General features: G+C 54.8%; 11 protein-coding genes and 1 tRNA gene. 4 read left to right on the top strand and 8 right to left on the bottom strand.

Features of this window, described 5'->3' with window-relative positions:
* Positions 1-19: 19 nt before the first annotated feature.
* From JKK62_RS14735 to JKK62_RS14720, 4 genes are all read right to left on the bottom strand, one after another.
* Positions 20-418 (bottom strand): TipAS antibiotic-recognition domain-containing protein, encoded by a 399-nt coding sequence (locus JKK62_RS14735; RefSeq protein WP_201428567.1) that lies wholly within the window; start codon positions 416-418, stop codon positions 20-22.
* 45 nt (positions 419-463) lie between these two features.
* Positions 464-2,614, bottom strand: coding sequence for a Tex family protein (locus JKK62_RS14730; protein WP_201428566.1), 2,151 nt, complete (start codon positions 2,612-2,614; stop codon positions 464-466).
* A gap of 13 nt (positions 2,615-2,627) precedes the next feature.
* Positions 2,628-3,335 carry a Pr6Pr family membrane protein gene (locus JKK62_RS14725; protein ID WP_201428565.1) on the bottom strand — a complete coding sequence of 236 codons (708 nt, stop codon included), beginning with the start codon at positions 3,333-3,335 and terminating at the stop codon, positions 2,628-2,630.
* A gap of 156 nt (positions 3,336-3,491) precedes the next feature.
* Positions 3,492-4,004 (bottom strand): flavodoxin family protein, encoded by a 513-nt coding sequence (locus JKK62_RS14720; protein WP_201428564.1) that lies wholly within the window; start codon positions 4,002-4,004, stop codon positions 3,492-3,494.
* A 225-nt stretch (positions 4,005-4,229) separates the two neighbouring features.
* Here JKK62_RS14720 and JKK62_RS14715 point away from each other — a divergent pair, with 225 nt between their 5' ends.
* On the top strand, positions 4,230-5,042 hold the full coding sequence (locus tag JKK62_RS14715) for a putative RNA methyltransferase (RefSeq protein ID WP_201428563.1): 813 nt from the start codon (positions 4,230-4,232) through the stop codon (positions 5,040-5,042).
* A gap of 230 nt (positions 5,043-5,272) precedes the next feature.
* Here the strand turns inward: JKK62_RS14715 and JKK62_RS14710 are convergent, their stop codons facing one another.
* From JKK62_RS14710 to JKK62_RS14700, 3 genes are all read right to left on the bottom strand, one after another.
* On the bottom strand, positions 5,273-6,544 hold the full coding sequence (locus tag JKK62_RS14710; RefSeq protein ID WP_201428562.1) for a hypothetical protein: 1,272 nt from the start codon (positions 6,542-6,544) through the stop codon (positions 5,273-5,275).
* Between the two features lie 176 nt (positions 6,545-6,720).
* Positions 6,721-8,271, bottom strand: a complete 1,551-nt coding sequence (locus JKK62_RS14705) for a S41 family peptidase (protein WP_201428561.1) — start codon at positions 8,269-8,271, stop codon at positions 6,721-6,723.
* A gap of 41 nt (positions 8,272-8,312) precedes the next feature.
* Entirely contained in the window at positions 8,313-9,278 is a 966-nt protein-coding gene (locus JKK62_RS14700) for a hypothetical protein (protein ID WP_201428560.1), read from the bottom strand.
* 487 nt (positions 9,279-9,765) lie between these two features.
* Between JKK62_RS14700 and JKK62_RS14695 the strand changes: the two genes are divergently transcribed.
* Positions 9,766-11,025 carry an STAS domain-containing protein gene (locus JKK62_RS14695; RefSeq protein WP_201428559.1) on the top strand — a complete coding sequence of 420 codons (1,260 nt, stop codon included), beginning with the start codon at positions 9,766-9,768 and terminating at the stop codon, positions 11,023-11,025.
* 179 nt (positions 11,026-11,204) lie between these two features.
* Positions 11,205-15,401, top strand: a complete 4,197-nt coding sequence (locus JKK62_RS14690; RefSeq protein WP_201428558.1) for a dockerin type I repeat-containing protein — start codon at positions 11,205-11,207, stop codon at positions 15,399-15,401.
* A 125-nt stretch (positions 15,402-15,526) separates the two neighbouring features.
* Here the strand turns inward: JKK62_RS14690 and JKK62_RS14685 are convergent.
* A tRNA-Thr gene (locus tag JKK62_RS14685) sits at positions 15,527-15,602 on the bottom strand.
* A gap of 937 nt (positions 15,603-16,539) precedes the next feature.
* Between JKK62_RS14685 and JKK62_RS14680 the strand changes: the two genes are divergently transcribed.
* Positions 16,540-16,923 (top strand): helix-turn-helix domain-containing protein, encoded by a 384-nt coding sequence (locus tag JKK62_RS14680; protein ID WP_201428557.1) that lies wholly within the window; start codon positions 16,540-16,542, stop codon positions 16,921-16,923.
* The last annotated feature ends 66 nt before the right edge of the window (positions 16,924-16,989 follow it).

Below are 16,989 nucleotides of genomic sequence, written 5' to 3'. Positions count from 1 at the left end.
TGTGTTGTGTCGACCTTGGTTACTTGTCGGCGCAGTAGCTTTGAATGCACGCGGAGATATATGCCGCGGTGCCCTCGCCGTGCTTGTCGATATTTTTGGTGAAGCGCTCGTCGCTGATATACAGCTCGCCGAGTCCCGCGAGGATCTCGTCGGTGCAGTGGTACATATGCTCGTCGATGAACATTTGCAGCTTTCTGACCAGCAGACGGGGCTTTTCATGATCGGGGGTCACGCCGCGCTCATTCAGCTTCGCAAAGCCCTCAAAAATGTTGTCCATGCCGTCGCGCAGTACGTCCCAATCTTCCTGTGTATAGTCCGCCATACGGCGCTCATTCTCTTGATAGGCATCGGTATCGCCCCAGAGCTGTTTTGCTTCCTTGGCGTATTGATCCTGCATTGCTTTATAATCGTTACTCATGACAGTCACCTTTCTTTAACGTTGTCATTGCGCAGTCTCAGTTGCTTAAACGCCGCGCATGGTCAGTGAGATACGCTGTTTCTTGACGTCGACGGACAGGATCCTGACCTTGACGACGTCGCCGACCTTGAGCACCTCGGAGGGGTGCTTGATGAATTTGTCGCAGATCTGCGAGATGTGCACCAGACCGTCCTGATGCACGCCGATATCCACGAAGGCACCGAAGTCGATGACGTTGCGCACCGTGCCGGTCAGCTCCATGCCCTCCTTGAGGTCGCTGATGTCGAGCACATCCGAGCGCAGCAGGGGCTTGGGCATTTCGTCGCGCGGATCGCGTCCGGGCTTTGCCAGCTCTTTGACGATGTCGTTGAGGGTCGGCAAGCCGATCTCGAGCTGTTCGGCAAGCTCCTTCGTGCCGAGTGACTTGACCTTAGCCGGCAGGTCGGGGAACTTGGCGGCTTTTATCTCTTGATCCGTGTAGCCCGCGCGCTTCAACAGCTCCTTCGCCGTCTTGTAGCTCTCGGGGTGCACGCCCGTATTGTCCAGCGGGTTGCGGCTTTCGGGCACGCGCAAAAAGCCCGCACATTGCTCAAATGCCTTGGGCCCCAGCTTGGGGACCTTCTTCAACTCCGCGCGTGAGCCGAACGCGCCGTTCTCCTCACGGTAAGCGACGATGTTTTTGCACACGGTCGCACCCAGTCCCGACACGCGGAGCAGCAGGGCGGGGGAGGCGGTGTTCAGATCCGCGCCGACCAAGTTGACACAGTCCTCCACAACGCCGTCGAGGGTCTCACCGAGGCGCTTTTGCGGCATATCGTGCTGATACTGTCCCACGCCGATCGCCTTGGGCTCGATCTTGACCAGCTCCGCGAGCGGATCCTGCAAGCGTCTGGCGATGGACACGGCGCTGCGCAGGGTCAGATCCAGCTCCGGCAGCTCCGTGGCGGCGAGCTTAGAGGCGGAGTAGACCGAAGCGCCCGCCTCGCTGACGACCATATAGTAGACTTGGTGATCGGCTTCCTTGATCGCGTCGGCGGCAAACATCTCGGTCTCCTTGCTCGCCGTTCCGTTGCCGATCGAGATGATGTCGACGTTGTGCTTTTTGATCAGCTCCAGCAGCTTTTGCTTTGACTGCGCGATCTTTGTCTGTGAATGGGTAGGGTAGATGACCGCCGTGTCGAGCACCTTGCCGGTGTCGTCCACGACCGCCACCTTACAGCCCGTGCGATAGCCGGGGTCGAGACCCAGCACCGTCTTGCCCTTGACGGGCGGCTGCATCAGGAGCTGTTTGAGGTTGGTCGCAAAGACCTTCATCGCGTTCTCGTCAGCTGTTTCGGTCAGCTCGGCGCGGATCTCGCGCTCAAGTGAGGGGAAGATCAGCCGCGTGTACGCGTCCTCACCCGCGGCGCGCAGGATGTCGGAGCACAAGGGGTTTACGCCCTTGTCGAGGGCGTGATAGATGACGTTCAGCGCAAGAGCGGGTTCGAGCACGATCCCGACCTTCAAAAAGCCCTCTTTCTCACCGCGGTTGACGGCGAGGATACGGTGTCCGGCGATCTTCTTGACCGCCTCCGAATAGTCGTAGTAGTTGGTATATACGCTGTCCTGCTCCTCGTCCGTGGCGGTCGATTTGAGCAGGGCATTTTTGCGAAAGATCGGACGCAGATGCGCGCGGATCGCCGCGCTGTCGGAGAGCATCTCGGCGATGATATCCATCGCGCCGTTGATCGCGTCCTGCGCGGTGGGCACTTCCTTTTCTTCGTCCACGAAATCCTCCGCGGCTTTCATGGGGTCAAAGCCCTTTTCCTGCCTGATGATCGCGAGCGCCAGCGGCTCCAGTCCGCGCTGCTTCGCGACAGACGCTCTGGTCTTTCTCTTGGGCTTGTAGGGGCGGTAGATGTCCTCGAGCTCGCTTAAGGTCTGCGCCTTGTCGAGCGCGGCGCTGACCTCATCGGTCAGCTTCTCCTGACCGTCGATCAGCTCGCGGATCTCCTCTCTGCGCTTGTCGAGGTTGCGCAGGTATTCCAGCTTTTCGCTGAATTCGCGGATGAGCTGGTCGTCCATGGAGCCGTGCATTTCCTTGCGGTAACGCGCGATGAAGGGGATGGTGTTGCCCTCGTCGAGCAGGGTGATGATGTTCTGCGCGTACTCCTCTTTGATATCGAATAACTGTGATAAGGTGATTGAATATTCCATGTTTCTCCTATGATTATGATTGTTTTTGATAGATCCCGTTGCGGCGGCGCTTCATCCTCTTGAGGATCAGCACATAGATCAGTCCGACGCCGAGGATCAGCAGCGACAGCAGGAGGATCCACCAGACGCAGCCCATGAAGGGCAGGCCTTTGCAAAAGCCGAACGCGCCCGCGGGGCTGTCCCAGTTAAGGAAGAAGTAGGGGTAATTCTTGCCCGGGGTGAATTCCACTCCCACGATATACGCGATGGTGGCGTAGATGACATAGGCGAGAGGCGGCAGGGTGACATAGGGGACATGCTTCTTCTGGATATCGCCGTATACGCCCGTCACAAAGAAGTCCGCGATCGAAGCGATGGGCACCACCACATGGGTGAGGAGGTTCCTCAGCGTCCATGCCTGATCCCCCAGCGTGGGCGCCAGCATCACGCAGAATACCGCGCCGGTGAGGGTGATGGCGACCGTAAAGACGAACTTAAAGACGAACCAGCCGTTGCTGACAGGTTTATTTCTGATCAGCAGTATCGCGCCCACAGCGCAGACCAGCGCGATCGCGACATTTGACTGGATCGTAAAGAACCGAAACACTCTGCTGCCGCTCATAAAGGCGATCAGTCCGTCGGTAGCGCTGAGATAGACGCCGACCGTCGCCGAGACAATGACCACGAGCTTCAAAAACAGCGAGAGGATCCTTCGTTTGGTTGACATCGTTGAGATTTCCATATGCTTTGCCCTTCTTTATCATCAAAATTAGCCTTTTTATTTTACCATACTTTTTGTACGATTTCTACTCTATTCCAGAATAAAGTGACACTATTACGCAAAAAAGAAACCGCACGAAAACCGTGCGGTCAGTTGATCGTTAATCAGCGTTTGGTATCACAGCGCTTTCGCGAATTCTCTGATCTCAGAGAGCTTTGCCTCCGATTTGTTCTCGTCGCCCGCGGCGGTGAACACGCCCGCGTCCTCGATCTGCATATAGCCCAGCATATCGCGATAGGTCGTGATCGCGCCCTTGCCGGTGTTCGGCGAGCCGGAACTGATCAGCAGCGCCGCTTTTGTCGCCTTCGGGGGCTTGCCGATAGCATAGACACGCTGCATCGCCGCGCTCAGCTGAGCGGTGACGTCAAAGTAGTAGACCGGAGAGGCGTAAACGATCATATCCGCGTCGAGATATGCCGCCATGACCTGTTCCATATCGTCCTTCTGGATGCACTTGCCCTCGCCTTTGGTGTGGCAGTATTCACAGCCCATACATCCGCCGATCTTCATTTTGCCGACATGGAGCACCTCCACCTCGTGGCCGGCCTCCTTTGCGCCCTCACAGAACGCGTCCACCATCGCGGCGGTATTTTGTTTTCTCGGACTTCCGTTCAAAACCGTGATTCTCATGTTTTTTCTCCTATCTTGCTTTAGATTATTATATGCTGATCCGTTGTCGGCTCTCTTTCTCTTATCATAGCAGGAAACCGCCGATATGTCCATCTCTTTTTCAGCTTTTTTCACTTTGATGCTGTCATCCGTCGCGGAGGCTCAAAATCATGCGGGTCGGTCTTGGCAACCGGTCGATTTCGGTGTATAATAGGGCTGAATGACTGATGAGTATGGAGAGTAGATATGGAGATCATGAAATGCCCTGTCTGCGGACAGGCGCTGATATCGGACAACAGGATATGGCGGTGCACAAACCGCCACAGCTACGACGTCGCGAAGGAAGGCTATGTCAATCTCCTTTCGGCGCACAGAAGCGGGGATAAGATCGGCGACAACAGGGAGATGGCGCTCTCGCGCCGCGACTTCCTCAACAAAGGGTATTACGCGCCCTTGGCAGAAGCCGTGACAGAATGTCTGAGCCGTTATTCGTCGGATGGCGACACGGTGCTCGATATCTGCTGCGGCGAGGGGTACTACACCGCCTATGCCGCGCAACGGCTCAACCGCCGCTTCTACGGCTTTGACCTGAGCAAGAATATGGTGCGTTTGGCGGCAAAGCGCAAGCTCGACGCGCGGTTCTTCGTCGCGAATATCGCCGCGATCCCGATCGCGGACGGCGCTGTCAAGGCGGCGTTCCATCTCTTCGCACCCTTCCACGCGGCGGAGTTTCGGCGTATCCTCGCGGATGACAGCGTGCTGATCACGGCGATCCCCGGCAGGGATCACCTCTACGGGCTCAAGGAAGTCCTCTACGATCAGCCCTACCGCAATGATGAAAAGGAGCCGTCTGCAGAGGGCTTGACCGCGATCGAGCGCATCCGTGTGCGGGGCGAGATCACCCTGCACAGCCGCGAGGATATCGACGCGCTGTTTCAGATGACGCCGTACTACTACCATACGCCGTCCGATGGTATGAAGCGCCTCGAGGAACGCACCACCCTCACCACTCCCATCGAGTTTATCCTTATTATCTATCAAAAAGCCTCCCTTTGGTAAAGGGAGGTGGGCTCGCTTACGAGCTCGGAGGGATTGCATCAATTGACCGACCGAAGGGAGCTGTCTGCGGAGCAGACTGAGGGTTGATTTTTCTTTCCTTAGGTAGCCTTTACAATAACATCAAGGTGATATCATAAAAACAGCCCGGTGACCTCGGATTGAGTCATCGGGCTGATCGTTTCTTGTGTAGTTATGGGTTTTGATCTATGCTTGTATGATGCGAGCCGCCGTTACTCCGCCCACGGATAGCGGATGTTGGGCAGCTCGGTCTTCATGACATCCTGCAGATCGTATTTGACGCCGTTATCCTCCAGCTCCGCTAAAAACGCGTTGACGTAGAGGGGAGAGGAGAAGGACTGCAAAAAGTCGATCGTGAATCTGCCGCCCACGGCGGATACCTCGATCAGCAGTGTGTTTCCCGCGGCGCTCGTCCATAGGCGGAAATCGCGGATATAATCCTCCGATTCCTTAAAGCCCGCCTTGCCGACATAGCTGACGGTCGCGGTGATGAGGCGGTCGGTCACTTCGCCCATCGCGTCCACGATGGCAAGGCGTTCCTGATCGGACGTCTTTGACATCAGCATTTGATTGACGCCCTTCATGGAGGCGACGCCCGCCAAGACGTTTTTCTTCATCGTCTGGACGAACACCATGCCGCGGTAGGCGGTAGCCTGTCGCTCGATCGTCCAATCCTTGATCGCGTCCTTATACTCTAAGAACACGCCTCCGACAAGGCTTTGATGCGCTAACGGCGTGTCCAGACCGCCGCGCTGGTTTAACGCGAGCGCGACGCGGATCGCGTCCTTTCGGTCGGGATAGAGCCTTGCCATGGCGCGGCTGAACAGCAGGGCGATCATCGTGGCGGGACTGCCGTCATTCTGGATGTTGAACCGCATGAATTCCTTTTCATCGATGGCGACGCTGTATACCGTTCTCTCGAAGTCTCCTTTTTGATGGGCGTCGATAACGGGATTGATCGCCGCAGGGAGTTCGGGGCGCGGAGGCGTCGGCAGATCGGTGGCTTTCTCCATCGGATCATCCCATTCCTCCTGTGCGATCACATCGCCTGCCAGACGTACCCCGTCCGGCGAGATCGCCGCGTGATAGCGCTGTGAGCAGTAATAATACAGGAAGGTGCGGACGACCTCATAGGCGCCCGTGCCGTCGGTCAGGGCGTGTGACACATCCATGATGATCCAGTTGTCCTGATAGGAGAACGAGATCAGATGGTAGTTGGATGCTTCCGAATTCAGCTCAACGCCGCTGAGCGAATGGGTGATGACGACGGGTCTGTCGTTGTCGGCATATTCCCACAGGTTGTTTTCGCCGACCTTCAGCTCGACGCAAAAATACGGATAACGCTTCATGGTTGTATCGACCGCGTCCCGCATACAATCGGGATCGACCAGATCGCGCATACGGATCCTGATGCGGATGACGGTCGGGTGCTCTCTGGCGGAGGAATACATCGATCTGTATTCCGAGAATAGTGCTCGATTCATCTCTATCACCTCATTTATGATTTTCCGTTTTCATTATAGCAGATATCCGTTCACTGTCAATTGTATGAAGCCTCGTTTTTACTTCATCATCGTAAAAAACCTCCCCGATCAGCTTGGTTCAAAGCTGACAGGGGAGGCTCTTTCATGACCGCCGATCACGGCGATCGCTATTCGTTTTAATGACTATTCGCATAATACTCGTTCATCTTCGCACTGAGCAGATCGAGGTCATAGAAGTTCAGATAACGATTCTCGCCCTCGACAGTCAGGTCGACGTCGATCGGACAGCCGAAGTCCACGCTTTCGCCGGAATCGCTGACGATCTTGCTGGAAGCGGCGGAACACGCAAACTCGATTCCCGCGGCAGAGGTGAGACGGATCGCGCAGGCGCCGCCGGTAGTCATCTCGCCGAGGATCATCTTGTTGTGCTCGTGCATGAACCACGGGAAGGCGTTGCCGCAGGAGAAGGCGTAGTTGCTGGTCAGCACGCCGAAGTTGTAATCGGTATAGGGGCTGACGTCGTTCTCGTCAAAGACGCCGTCAAAGTTCATATCGAAATGAGCGGTAGTCGTTTTGACGCGTCCCGTCAGTCGGCTTTCAAAGCGAAGATAACCCTGACCGTTGATCAGCCATTCGATTGCCATCATCGCTCCGGAGTCGCCGCCGCCGTTACAGCTCATGTCGATGATGATGTTCTTGATCTCGGGGTTCTGCTTGGCGCGCTCGAGACCGGAGAGAACCGTACCTACGGTATCATACTTTGTGCCTGTCGCGTCGGTAAAGGTCAGCGGACGCTCCCCTTCTCCGGCATAAAATGCCTTCCAGCCGTTGTAGTCAACGACAAAGGAGTCGAAGTGGATCATGGCGGTGTCGCCCTGCTCGATGTAGTAATCTCCGCCGTAGGCAGCGTCACGGATCGGGGTACGTGATTTGGCGTCGGTTTGCTTTGTGAAGCTTGCGAAAACAAATCGTCCCTGATACGGCTGCCCGGCAAAAGTGTTTAACACCTCTACCAAAAGAGGCTGATTCTCGGTGTTCAGTCTCGATGCGATCGTGGTATGTCCTCCGTCGAACAACAGACCGTTGATCAGGTGATACATGCCGGTGTAGAAGGTCTTGAAGTCGGTAGACTGCAGCCATGCTTTGATCTGAGGATACTTTTCTGTCAGCAGATCGTCGAGCTTGACGCCCGCGAGATCATCGTGGACATATTCCTGACCCGGCTGACCGTACCATGTATCGAGATTGAAGCAAAGCTCGCGATAGGTGAAATCCGCCAGATCGGCAGGATGATCCTCCTGGATCGCCGCGAGGAAATCGGGATCGGTATCCAAAGCGGCTGTCGGCTGGTGAGATTTGGCAAATTCCTTTGTATAGAGCTTCTCTCCGGCATACACAACGTAATAGGTTTCTGAGGTCGCGAAGATATCGCTGATGGTAGCGACAGGCGCGTAAACACCCGTATCATCGCCGCGCAGGTCGATCCCGTATTCGCCGAGGTTCAGCGTAAGAGGAGTGGGATCGGCAGGCTCGTTCGTATCGGTCAGCTTGACAAAGGGGTAGTTATTATCAACGCCGCCGGCTGCTTCGACCTGCAGGGAATAAGCAAGCGTCGTGAAATTCTCAAAGTTTGATGTAAAGACGGTATCGTTATCAATATCAAAGATCGCGGATGTTCCCGCAATATTGGTGAGGGTGTACTGATTGCCGTTTTGGCTTTGAGTCAATCCCTCGAGGGCACAGCCTGTTTGATCATCTTATTTCGGTTTTATTTGCTTCTCTCAGTCATATCGTAGACGAATACCTCGCTGATCTCTTTATCATATCCGTCATAGAAGCCCTTGGGCATACCCAGCACGATGCGCGCGCCGCGGTTATAGAGCAGGAGCAGCTGCTTTTTGGCGTGGTCAAAGGTCAGACCCTCGATCTCGCCCTGCAGGGTAACATCGTCAAAGGTGCGCTCGAGCGTTACGATGCAGTCGGTCGCGCCTTCGTTGATCTTGGTGCGATAGAGGTGATCCGGCTCTTTGTCGTCGGCAGTACCGTCGTCGGCGGTCATGTAGAAGTAACCGTCATAGTAGGCGATGCCCTGCAGCCACTGGGGCGGCATCTGCATATGGACCTTGCCCTGATACTTGCCGGTCTTCAGGTCGTAGCCGTACAGATAACGACCGCTCTCTTCACCGACCCATGAGCACATCCATACGGTGCTGTTATCGGGGTTGACCGCGATACCGGAGCACTCGAGCTGACCGCTTTCCGCCTCAAAGGGGAAGGTGCGCTTGAGCTCTAAGGTGTCGCCGTCATAGACCGCGACCTGGATGTTCTTGCCTACGCCGTCCATGAAGTACTCGGCGCCGATGTACAGCTCGTTGTTGTACACATCGATGTCGGCGATGTGGTTGACCTCGACCTCATAGCCCTTGAAGGGTTCTTCGTTGATCTTGATCAGGTTCCAGTCCTTGTCGTACTTCGCCAGAGTGGTCGAGCCGCTGACCCAGTAGTAGTCGCCCTCGCTGCACACACCCTGTCTGCCCTTTACCTCGTGGGAGCCGTTGAGGGTGTAGGTGTACTTCGGCAGCATCACAGCGGTGCTGTCCTCGGGACGATTGGATGTGACGGCAGCCTCATCCTTGGTCGCTTGGGCGGGCTCGGTCGCTTTTGTCTGACCCGCGCTGCACGCGGTGAGCAGCAGGATCATTGCGGCAAGAGTCACCAGTAAGATTTTTTTCATTTCTTTTCCTCCGTTTCAGATAGAATATTACACGATCGTGGCCGCCGCGGTACCGCCGAAGCTCAGCCGGGCTTTTCGGGTCAGGCATGGGCGCCTGTATCAGCGCCGCTTCGGTCACGTTACAGACTTTTCACAGGCATTGCGGGACTTCGGCACAAGCCGAGGTCACGGCAAATTTAACCTTCGTTTCGGAACATGGGGGAAAGGATTCTTCTGTTGATGATTATAGCATAAACAACCTTATTTTACAATATATTACAACCGTAATTTTATGATTTTTTGCATAGCCGAGCAGCATCGGGCAGGGCTGATACCTTGCCGTTTTCCTCTGTACGGACGCCGATTGACGCGCCGTCATCTTTTCCGACGTATTGATCCTGATAGTATTAGTTGACATCCCCCCTGCGCTGTGATATGATTCCAATCAAAGAGGTAATCCGGCGCGTATCCCTATCATTACCTACTAATTCAGAAAAGGATGTTACGGATGGATCAAAACTTATTGGAACGAGTCAACCCGGTATTCAATACCGCCAAAATGACGGTCTTTCAGCTCGCTGCGGCGGGCGTCGGGGACGCGGCTTCGGTCGCCGAAAAGCTGAACCTGTCCTTTGAGGAGACACAGAACAGCGCTACGACAACGGTAGCGCCCGAGCAGATGACGGCCAACATGATCTTGGTGGAAACACGCTGGCGTACCTGTGCCGCGATCGCCGAGGAGACCGGCTGCAAAACGCTGGTGGATCTGCCCTGCGGCTATACCCCGCGCGCCAAAGCGATGGCGCAGAAGGGGATCGCGTATTACGGCTTGGATCTGCCCGCCGCGATCGCTGAGGCAGAGCCCGCGATCCTGTCCCTGATCGATGAGGATCAACGCTCCTTGGTGCATTTTTGCGGCGTGGACGCGACGAACGGCGAATCCCTGAAAGCGGCGCTCAAGGACGCCGAGGGTCCCCTGTGCATCACGACCGAAGGCCTCTTGATGTATTTCACCGATTCCGAGGTCGGCGCGCTGTGCGACAATATCCGCATGATCCTCAAAGAGCGCGGCGGCTGTTGGCTGACTGCCGATACCGAGGCCGGGATGCAGTACATCCTGACGATGCAGCCGATCGCCGGCGACCGCTTCATGGAGATCATGATGCAGAGCAAGACCACCGCGGAGGACAAGTCGGACGTCAACGTGGGTGGCAATTCGCTGAACGTCAGCCCCCGTGGCGACGCGGCAGAGAATATGAAAAACGCGATGAAGTTCTTAGCCGCGCACGGCTTGAGGGCGGAGCGTATGATCCTGTCGGAGTATATGCCCGAGATCAACAGCCTTGGTAAGGTCACGCCCGATCAGGCTGAGGCGATCCGACAGAATATGCACAAATGCGCCTACTGGAAGATCACAACGATGGATAAGAGCGTCGCGGTCGACTCTGCTGATCTGAGCAGTGAGAGCTTCGATGTGCAGGCGAATGTAGCGAACGAAACCTTGAATTTGTCCTTGAAGGGCAGAGTCGATACCCTCACCGCGCCGAATCTGCTGGCGCTCTATGAGCGGATCAAGGTGGAGCATACGCTCCGAGCCGTCGCTATCGACTGCGGAGAATTGGCATACATCTCCTCGGCGGGCTTACGCGTTCTGCTGATCATGAAAAAAGGCAGTCCGGACGGGGTCAGGCTGACCGGTATCAATGCGACCGTCAGAGAGATACTGGCACAGACCGGCTTTGATTCCATTCTGGACATTGCCGATTGATCTGCCGCCCCTTTTATCTGTTTTGACATATTCAGACTGTACTCTCACCGGGGGTACAGTCTGTTTTTGCGTCAGCGAGGGCGGTAAGGGTATCGGATCCGTCATCGAAAAAACTCTTGTCAAACCGACAATTTTGTATTATATTTTTAGTGTAAAATTTATCAAGGAGGGATCGTAGTATGTTGCGATTCGGTAAAAAACTGTTAGCGATCGTACTGTCCGTACTGATCACGGTATCCGTTTTCGGTATGAGCTTCAGCGTTTCTGCTTTGGAGACCCCGCAGCTCGCCGCGACGGCAGGCGACGGGAGCTTCGGTCAGTACAGCACGGATGAGCTGGAGACTGATCTTCTGATTCCGCATACCGGCAGCTCCAGCGAGCTGGAGGGCAGCAAGGCGCTCGATCTTGTGCAGCAGGGTCAAGAGGATTATGATGAAAACTTCATTTCTCTTTCCTGTGACAGCAGCGTTTATGATTCGTTGAATTTTGACTCCGCCGCTTTGACGGCGCAGGCGAAGGAATACGCGACCAACGCGCAGTACCAGAACCCGATGGCGGGCTTCACCTTCGTCAATCCGAACGAGCTGCTGGTGAGTGATACCGACCACCATGATCACTATGAAGCTTATATCAATACCTACAACGACGTCGAGATCGGCAACGCGTCGGAATTGAACGACGATCTCATCGATCTTGGCAGAGAGACCGAATACACGCAATGGCATGACGACAGCGATGACTGGGATATCCAGACCAGCAACGGCATGGGGATCGACGTCGACGGCGACGGCTTGGATGAGCTGGTTTATTTCAGCCTGTGCTATAAGGAAAAAGATCCCGATAAAGGCTCCTCGATCCGTGTGAAGCTGTTTGACAGAGTGCAGGACGGCGAGAAATACAAATGGAATCAGGTGGATGAATACACCACCTATATGCAGTCGGGCGACTATGTCCGCGATATCCCGGTCGGTGAGAGCAGAGGCTATGTCCCGCTGGCAGTGGGCGACTATGACGGCGACGGCACACAAGAGCTCGCCTATTATATGCCCGACAAGGGGAACGACAGCAACGCAGCCGACGCGCGCGTCATCATCGAAAAGTTCACCAAGGACGGCAACGGCAATTTCTCTCACGCAAAGTTGAAGGAATTCCATCTTACGGATTTCACTTCCGATTACGGCAAGATGGGCGACGATTGGTTTTTGCCTACCGTGGCGCTGTCCACCACCTCGACCCGTCTGGGCGAGGATAAACAATCCTCTACCGGCGCGACCCAGTATCAAACGCACGACGATCTGGTAATCACGGTATCCGTACCGCGTCACTACAAGGACAAAAACCTGGATCTCAACTCTATTACCAAGATCTTCGGCTATGACGGCAGCGACTTCAACGAGCTGTTCAGGTATGAATACCTGCCCTTTGACGAAAATTCCATGCGCATGAACTATATCAACTCCTGTGACGCCGACCTCAACGGCGACGGCTTCAAGGAGCTTGTTGTCGCGGGTCTCAAGGAAAAGGATTTGCAAAAGCCCGACGGCGGGGAGGATATCAACCGCAGCTACGGCTCCTTCGATCAGTCGCACAACTATGTCAATATCATCACCCATAACGGCACGAAGTATGAGATGGTGTGGTTGACGCCGATGGAGGTCGACGCTCCCGGCAATCTCGGTATCGACCATTACAGCGCGATCGAGCCGACGGCGATGTGCGCAGGCCATTATCTCTATGATTCATCCGGCGTCAAGGATCAGCTCTGCATCCAGGGCGTGATCCTCGACTGTCAGAACGCAAAGGTCACCGGCACGCCGGTCTATTCCGAAAGCAACCCGAGCGGCTCGACGCTCTACTATATCACCGACACGCAGCCGGGTCATGACGATAAAAACTTCCCGCGTGATAGCGTGTCCTTCAGCAAGGAGTACTGCTATGATCTGAGCGAGCATGTCTGCGCCGACAAGGATCCCGAAGACAGCACCATGTGGCTGAGCACCTGCACCTCGGGTCATTTCTTCAACAAATCCGCCGTCGATCAGATCGCGATCGTATCCTCCGACCCTGTCGACGCGAACGATGATAACGTCTATATGGATATCTCCATCATCTCGGATACCGATTCTGACGATGAGGATCATTGGTCGTGCAAAGCGTATAACGACTATTTCAGCAAGAGGGACGAGGATGACTACGGCACCACGCTGTTCGTCAACTTCATGAACACGGAGGAGGATACCTTCTACTACCGCTGGGCGGGCTCCTACGCCACCTACTCCGCTCCGGTGCTGTATTCCGTCATGCAGGTTCCTCCCTATTATCCGGAAGTGAACTCGCTCTACAACTACGAGTTCGATATCACGACCGGTTTGAGCAATTATTCCGGCTTGAATGTCGGTGTGGGATTCGCGTTAGGTTATTCCGAATCGGTGGAGTTCAAGATCGGCGGATTGGTCGGCGGAGAAGCCGAGACCTCGATCGCCGCCGGACTCGACTTTGTTTTCAGCCATTCCTGCGCCCACCAGAGGGAGCTTACCAAGAGCATAATGATCGATTCTCCCGAGGACTGCGTGATATGCTATGTCATACCGGTCATCGTCAACGTCTATGAGGTCGTCAAAACCAAAGATCCTGACGAGGTACCCGAGATCGTGGAGTTCAGCGAAGCACAGGATCCTGTCTTCTCCTCTCTGACGATCGATCAGTACAACACGGCGCTTGAGACTGCCATCGACGGTACGCAGCAAACCGAAGACACCCTGCCTCCCGATACCTCCGCCAAGATGATCGACAGAGAGAAGCTTGCCAAATCCTGTTACGGCGATCCCTCTCTGTATGACCACAATCTGAACGACGCGATCGGCAGAACCACGATCGGTGATGTGAGCGATACTGACCGCGGTATGGTCGCCGTTGACGTCGTCAACAATGAACAGGAAGTCATGAAGGGCGCGAGCCTGACCTTCGCGACCGAAAACGATAACTCCGGCAGCGTAACGGGTAACTTTTCGCTGGGGGTCAAATTCGGCTTCAAGGCGAATGCTTTGATCTTCCAGGGCGGCAGCAGTGTTACGGGCAACTTTACGGCTCAGATCGGCGGTACAGCCGGCAGAACCAACTCCGACGGCGTGACCTTCACCACGATCTACAACTCCCCCGTCCGCACCTTGCCCGACGGCGCGGAGTTTTCCGGCAGCGATAAGGATAATATGTATACTTCGGTCAACAGCCAGATCCGTCACTACGATCCCGAAAACGGTACTCTGTACAATTACAGAGCGACCTCAGTCTGCTACAAGATGGAGGGCTTTGAGATCGACCGCGAGGGGATCGACGATGACAATGTCGATATGAGCGCCAACACAGATGTTTTCGCGCTGAGCTACTTTACGGAGAACTATGAGCTCCCGCCCGAACAGCCCGAGAAATTCACGATCCAGTCGATCGAGAAGAACAGCGACGGCTCCGCGGATATCACCCTGATGTGGAAGAGCAAGAACCGCAATCCCGAGCGCATGGCGACCGGCTATAACGTCTATATGTCCGACTCGAACACCGGCAGCAATCTGATCCATCTCCAGAACAAAGAGAATGTGATCGAACCGGATCCAAACTCCGATTACACGCTCTATACCGTTCATCTGGCTAAGAACACCTACACCGACGAGGAAAGGTTCTATCTTGCTCCCGCAAAGAAGCAGACGCAGCAGGACGGCACGTTGATCGTGACCGAAGGCATCCTGACGGATTCGATTTCGACCGGCAGTATCGAACAGAATACCAACGGCGATATCAAAATCACAAAGCAGCCGAAAACCTACTGGATGGCGGAGAATACCGATGATGAGACCGCGACCTTCGGTATTGACGCCGTCAAGACGGTCGACATCGACGACACGATGGATTTCTGCTGGCAGCGCTATGATGAGGCGACGGATAAATGGCAGACGGTCAAAACCGACACGGTGGCTCAGCCCAACAAGACGGTCGACAGCGAAGATGTGTTCCACAGCGAATTCAGCATTGCGATCGACGGTGAGCATAAGGCGGATTATGTCGATCAGGGCGTGCGCTGTGTCGTTATCTGCGGCAATTTCAGCGTGACCTCCGACATCGTCACCATGCGCTATCTCAGCAACAAGCCGTATGTCCTCGGCGATGTGGACGGCGACGGCGAGGTGACGATCATCGACGTATCGTGGATACAGCGCGCGCTTGCCGATATGAGCGTAACGGCATGTTACAACGAAGCGGCAGGCGACGTCAACAATGACGGCAGCACCGACATTACCGACGTGACGTTTATCCAAAGATATCTCGCCGGCATGACCGTTCCGTATCCGATCAATGAAACGGTAACGCCCAATCAAGCATAATCAACATCATCAATTTCATCAACATGAAAACCTCCCCGTTTGCCATCAGCAAGCGGGGAGATTTTCGGTTAACGATAAGAACCGCATGGGTAGGCTTAAAAAAGGCTTATCCATGCGGTTTTTGATGGAGCTAGAGATGGGACTCGAACCCACGACCTATTGATTACGAATCAATTGCGCTACCAACTGCGCCACTCTAGCGGATATTCTGTTGGGTAAGTACGGGGCAACGAAACAACTGTTGCGGTATCGGCTGCTTCATAGCGAGGCTCGTGAAAGCTCTTTCATGTCGCGGAAAGGTGATCTGTCCTATCGAACACGAGTCGGTTGATATGCCGCGCCGAAAACATGAATCCACCATAGTATTGAGGCGGCGGGCGCGTCATTCGATGACCGTCGTTTCCCGTACCTCAGTATTATAACCTACTTTATCGGATTTTTCAAGATATTTTTTTCGGGGCGGGGAAAGCTATCATAAGGATCTTGTTTTCATGAGGATCACGGCTGTCGGATCCAGGGCGCGGATCGGCATAGCTATGCCGTTTTTCGTGCGAAACGCGAGGCGAAATACGGCGCCCAAGGCGGAGCGGATCCGCGATTTGCCTGACGATGAGGATATATCCTGCCGCGGTCAGACAAAAAACCGCACCGTCAAAACTCCGAAGGAATGAAAAATGAGCAAGATTGCAAGCGTGTTTCGGCGCAGAAAGCGCAGGCGGGCTTGAGGTGTTGTCCAAATCTTTGATTTGGTAAAATCATCCATGCAACAACACTCAAAAGTGAAGCGATCGGTTTAGCGTCAATGCCGGCGCCTGCCAAGATCGATAAGATGAAAATTGCCGAAATACTGCCATTTGCGGCAGATTCTGAAATCGATGGTCATGCGGGGGAGAGGGTGAAAAAAACGCACGGGTTAAGGAAAGTGAAGGTTCTTCACGATATACTGAGAGAAAAGCACATTGTACGCGCCCGCGGATCCACCCGATCACGCGGACTAAGACAATGAACATTGAGTAAACGCCGATCCATTCGGTTGAGATCGCTGTGGGCTGACACGCGTGCCGTGCCCTTGCAATGACGCCGTTGTCATGTCGATATATCGGTATTTACCCGAAACGCGGAAAAGGAGGTCGATCCCGTGTCGCCGAAGAATGATAAGGTCGCAGAAAAGCTCCGGCATTATCGCGAGGCGTGCGTTTTGTCGCAGAAGCAGGTCGCCGACGCGCTGAATATCGAGCGCTCGACCTATACCAAATATGAGACCGGCGATACCGAGCCGAACCTGAGAACCATCGTCCGACTCGCCGCGATCTACAACGTGCCGCCCGCGGAGCTGCTGCCGATGGACGCCGCCGACGATCCCGCCGTGCAGGGGTTGAAGGACACCGCCCGCAACAACAGCCCCATCTATCAGCTCAGCAAGGATGAGCGCGGCCTGATCGCCCGATATCGCGCGCTGGATAAGGCGCAGAAGAAGCAGGCGCGGGAACTGATGGGTAATTTGTCCAAAAAAGACAGCTGATATCCGATAAAATAGGAAGAAGTTCTATCCGATTTTTCTTTACATTTGAGAAGAATTGTGGTATGA

This window comes from Ruminococcus difficilis, from assembly GCF_016680995.1.
The sequence above is the reverse complement of the archived record's forward strand: the minus strand, read 5'-3'. Positions and strand labels throughout refer to the sequence as shown.

Excerpts from the sequence above, each read along its gene's own strand:
- JKK62_RS14710 (WP_201428562.1), bottom strand. The coding sequence starts at position 6,544 with ATGAATCGAGCACTATTCTCGGAATACAGATCGATGTATTCCTCCGCC.
- JKK62_RS14700 (WP_201428560.1), bottom strand. The coding sequence starts at position 9,278 with ATGAAAAAAATCTTACTGGTGACTCTTGCCGCAATGATCCTGCTGCTC.
- JKK62_RS14725 (WP_201428565.1), bottom strand. The coding sequence starts at position 3,335 with ATGGAAATCTCAACGATGTCAACCAAACGAAGGATCCTCTCGCTGTTT.
- JKK62_RS14735 (WP_201428567.1), bottom strand. The coding sequence starts at position 418 with ATGAGTAACGATTATAAAGCAATGCAGGATCAATACGCCAAGGAAGCA.
- JKK62_RS14720 (WP_201428564.1), bottom strand. The coding sequence starts at position 4,004 with ATGAGAATCACGGTTTTGAACGGAAGTCCGAGAAAACAAAATACCGCC.
- JKK62_RS14695 (WP_201428559.1), top strand. The coding sequence starts at position 9,766 with ATGGATCAAAACTTATTGGAACGAGTCAACCCGGTATTCAATACCGCC.
- JKK62_RS14715 (WP_201428563.1), top strand. The coding sequence starts at position 4,230 with ATGGAGATCATGAAATGCCCTGTCTGCGGACAGGCGCTGATATCGGAC.
- JKK62_RS14690 (WP_201428558.1), top strand. The coding sequence starts at position 11,205 with ATGTTGCGATTCGGTAAAAAACTGTTAGCGATCGTACTGTCCGTACTG.
- JKK62_RS14730 (WP_201428566.1), bottom strand. The coding sequence starts at position 2,614 with ATGGAATATTCAATCACCTTATCACAGTTATTCGATATCAAAGAGGAG.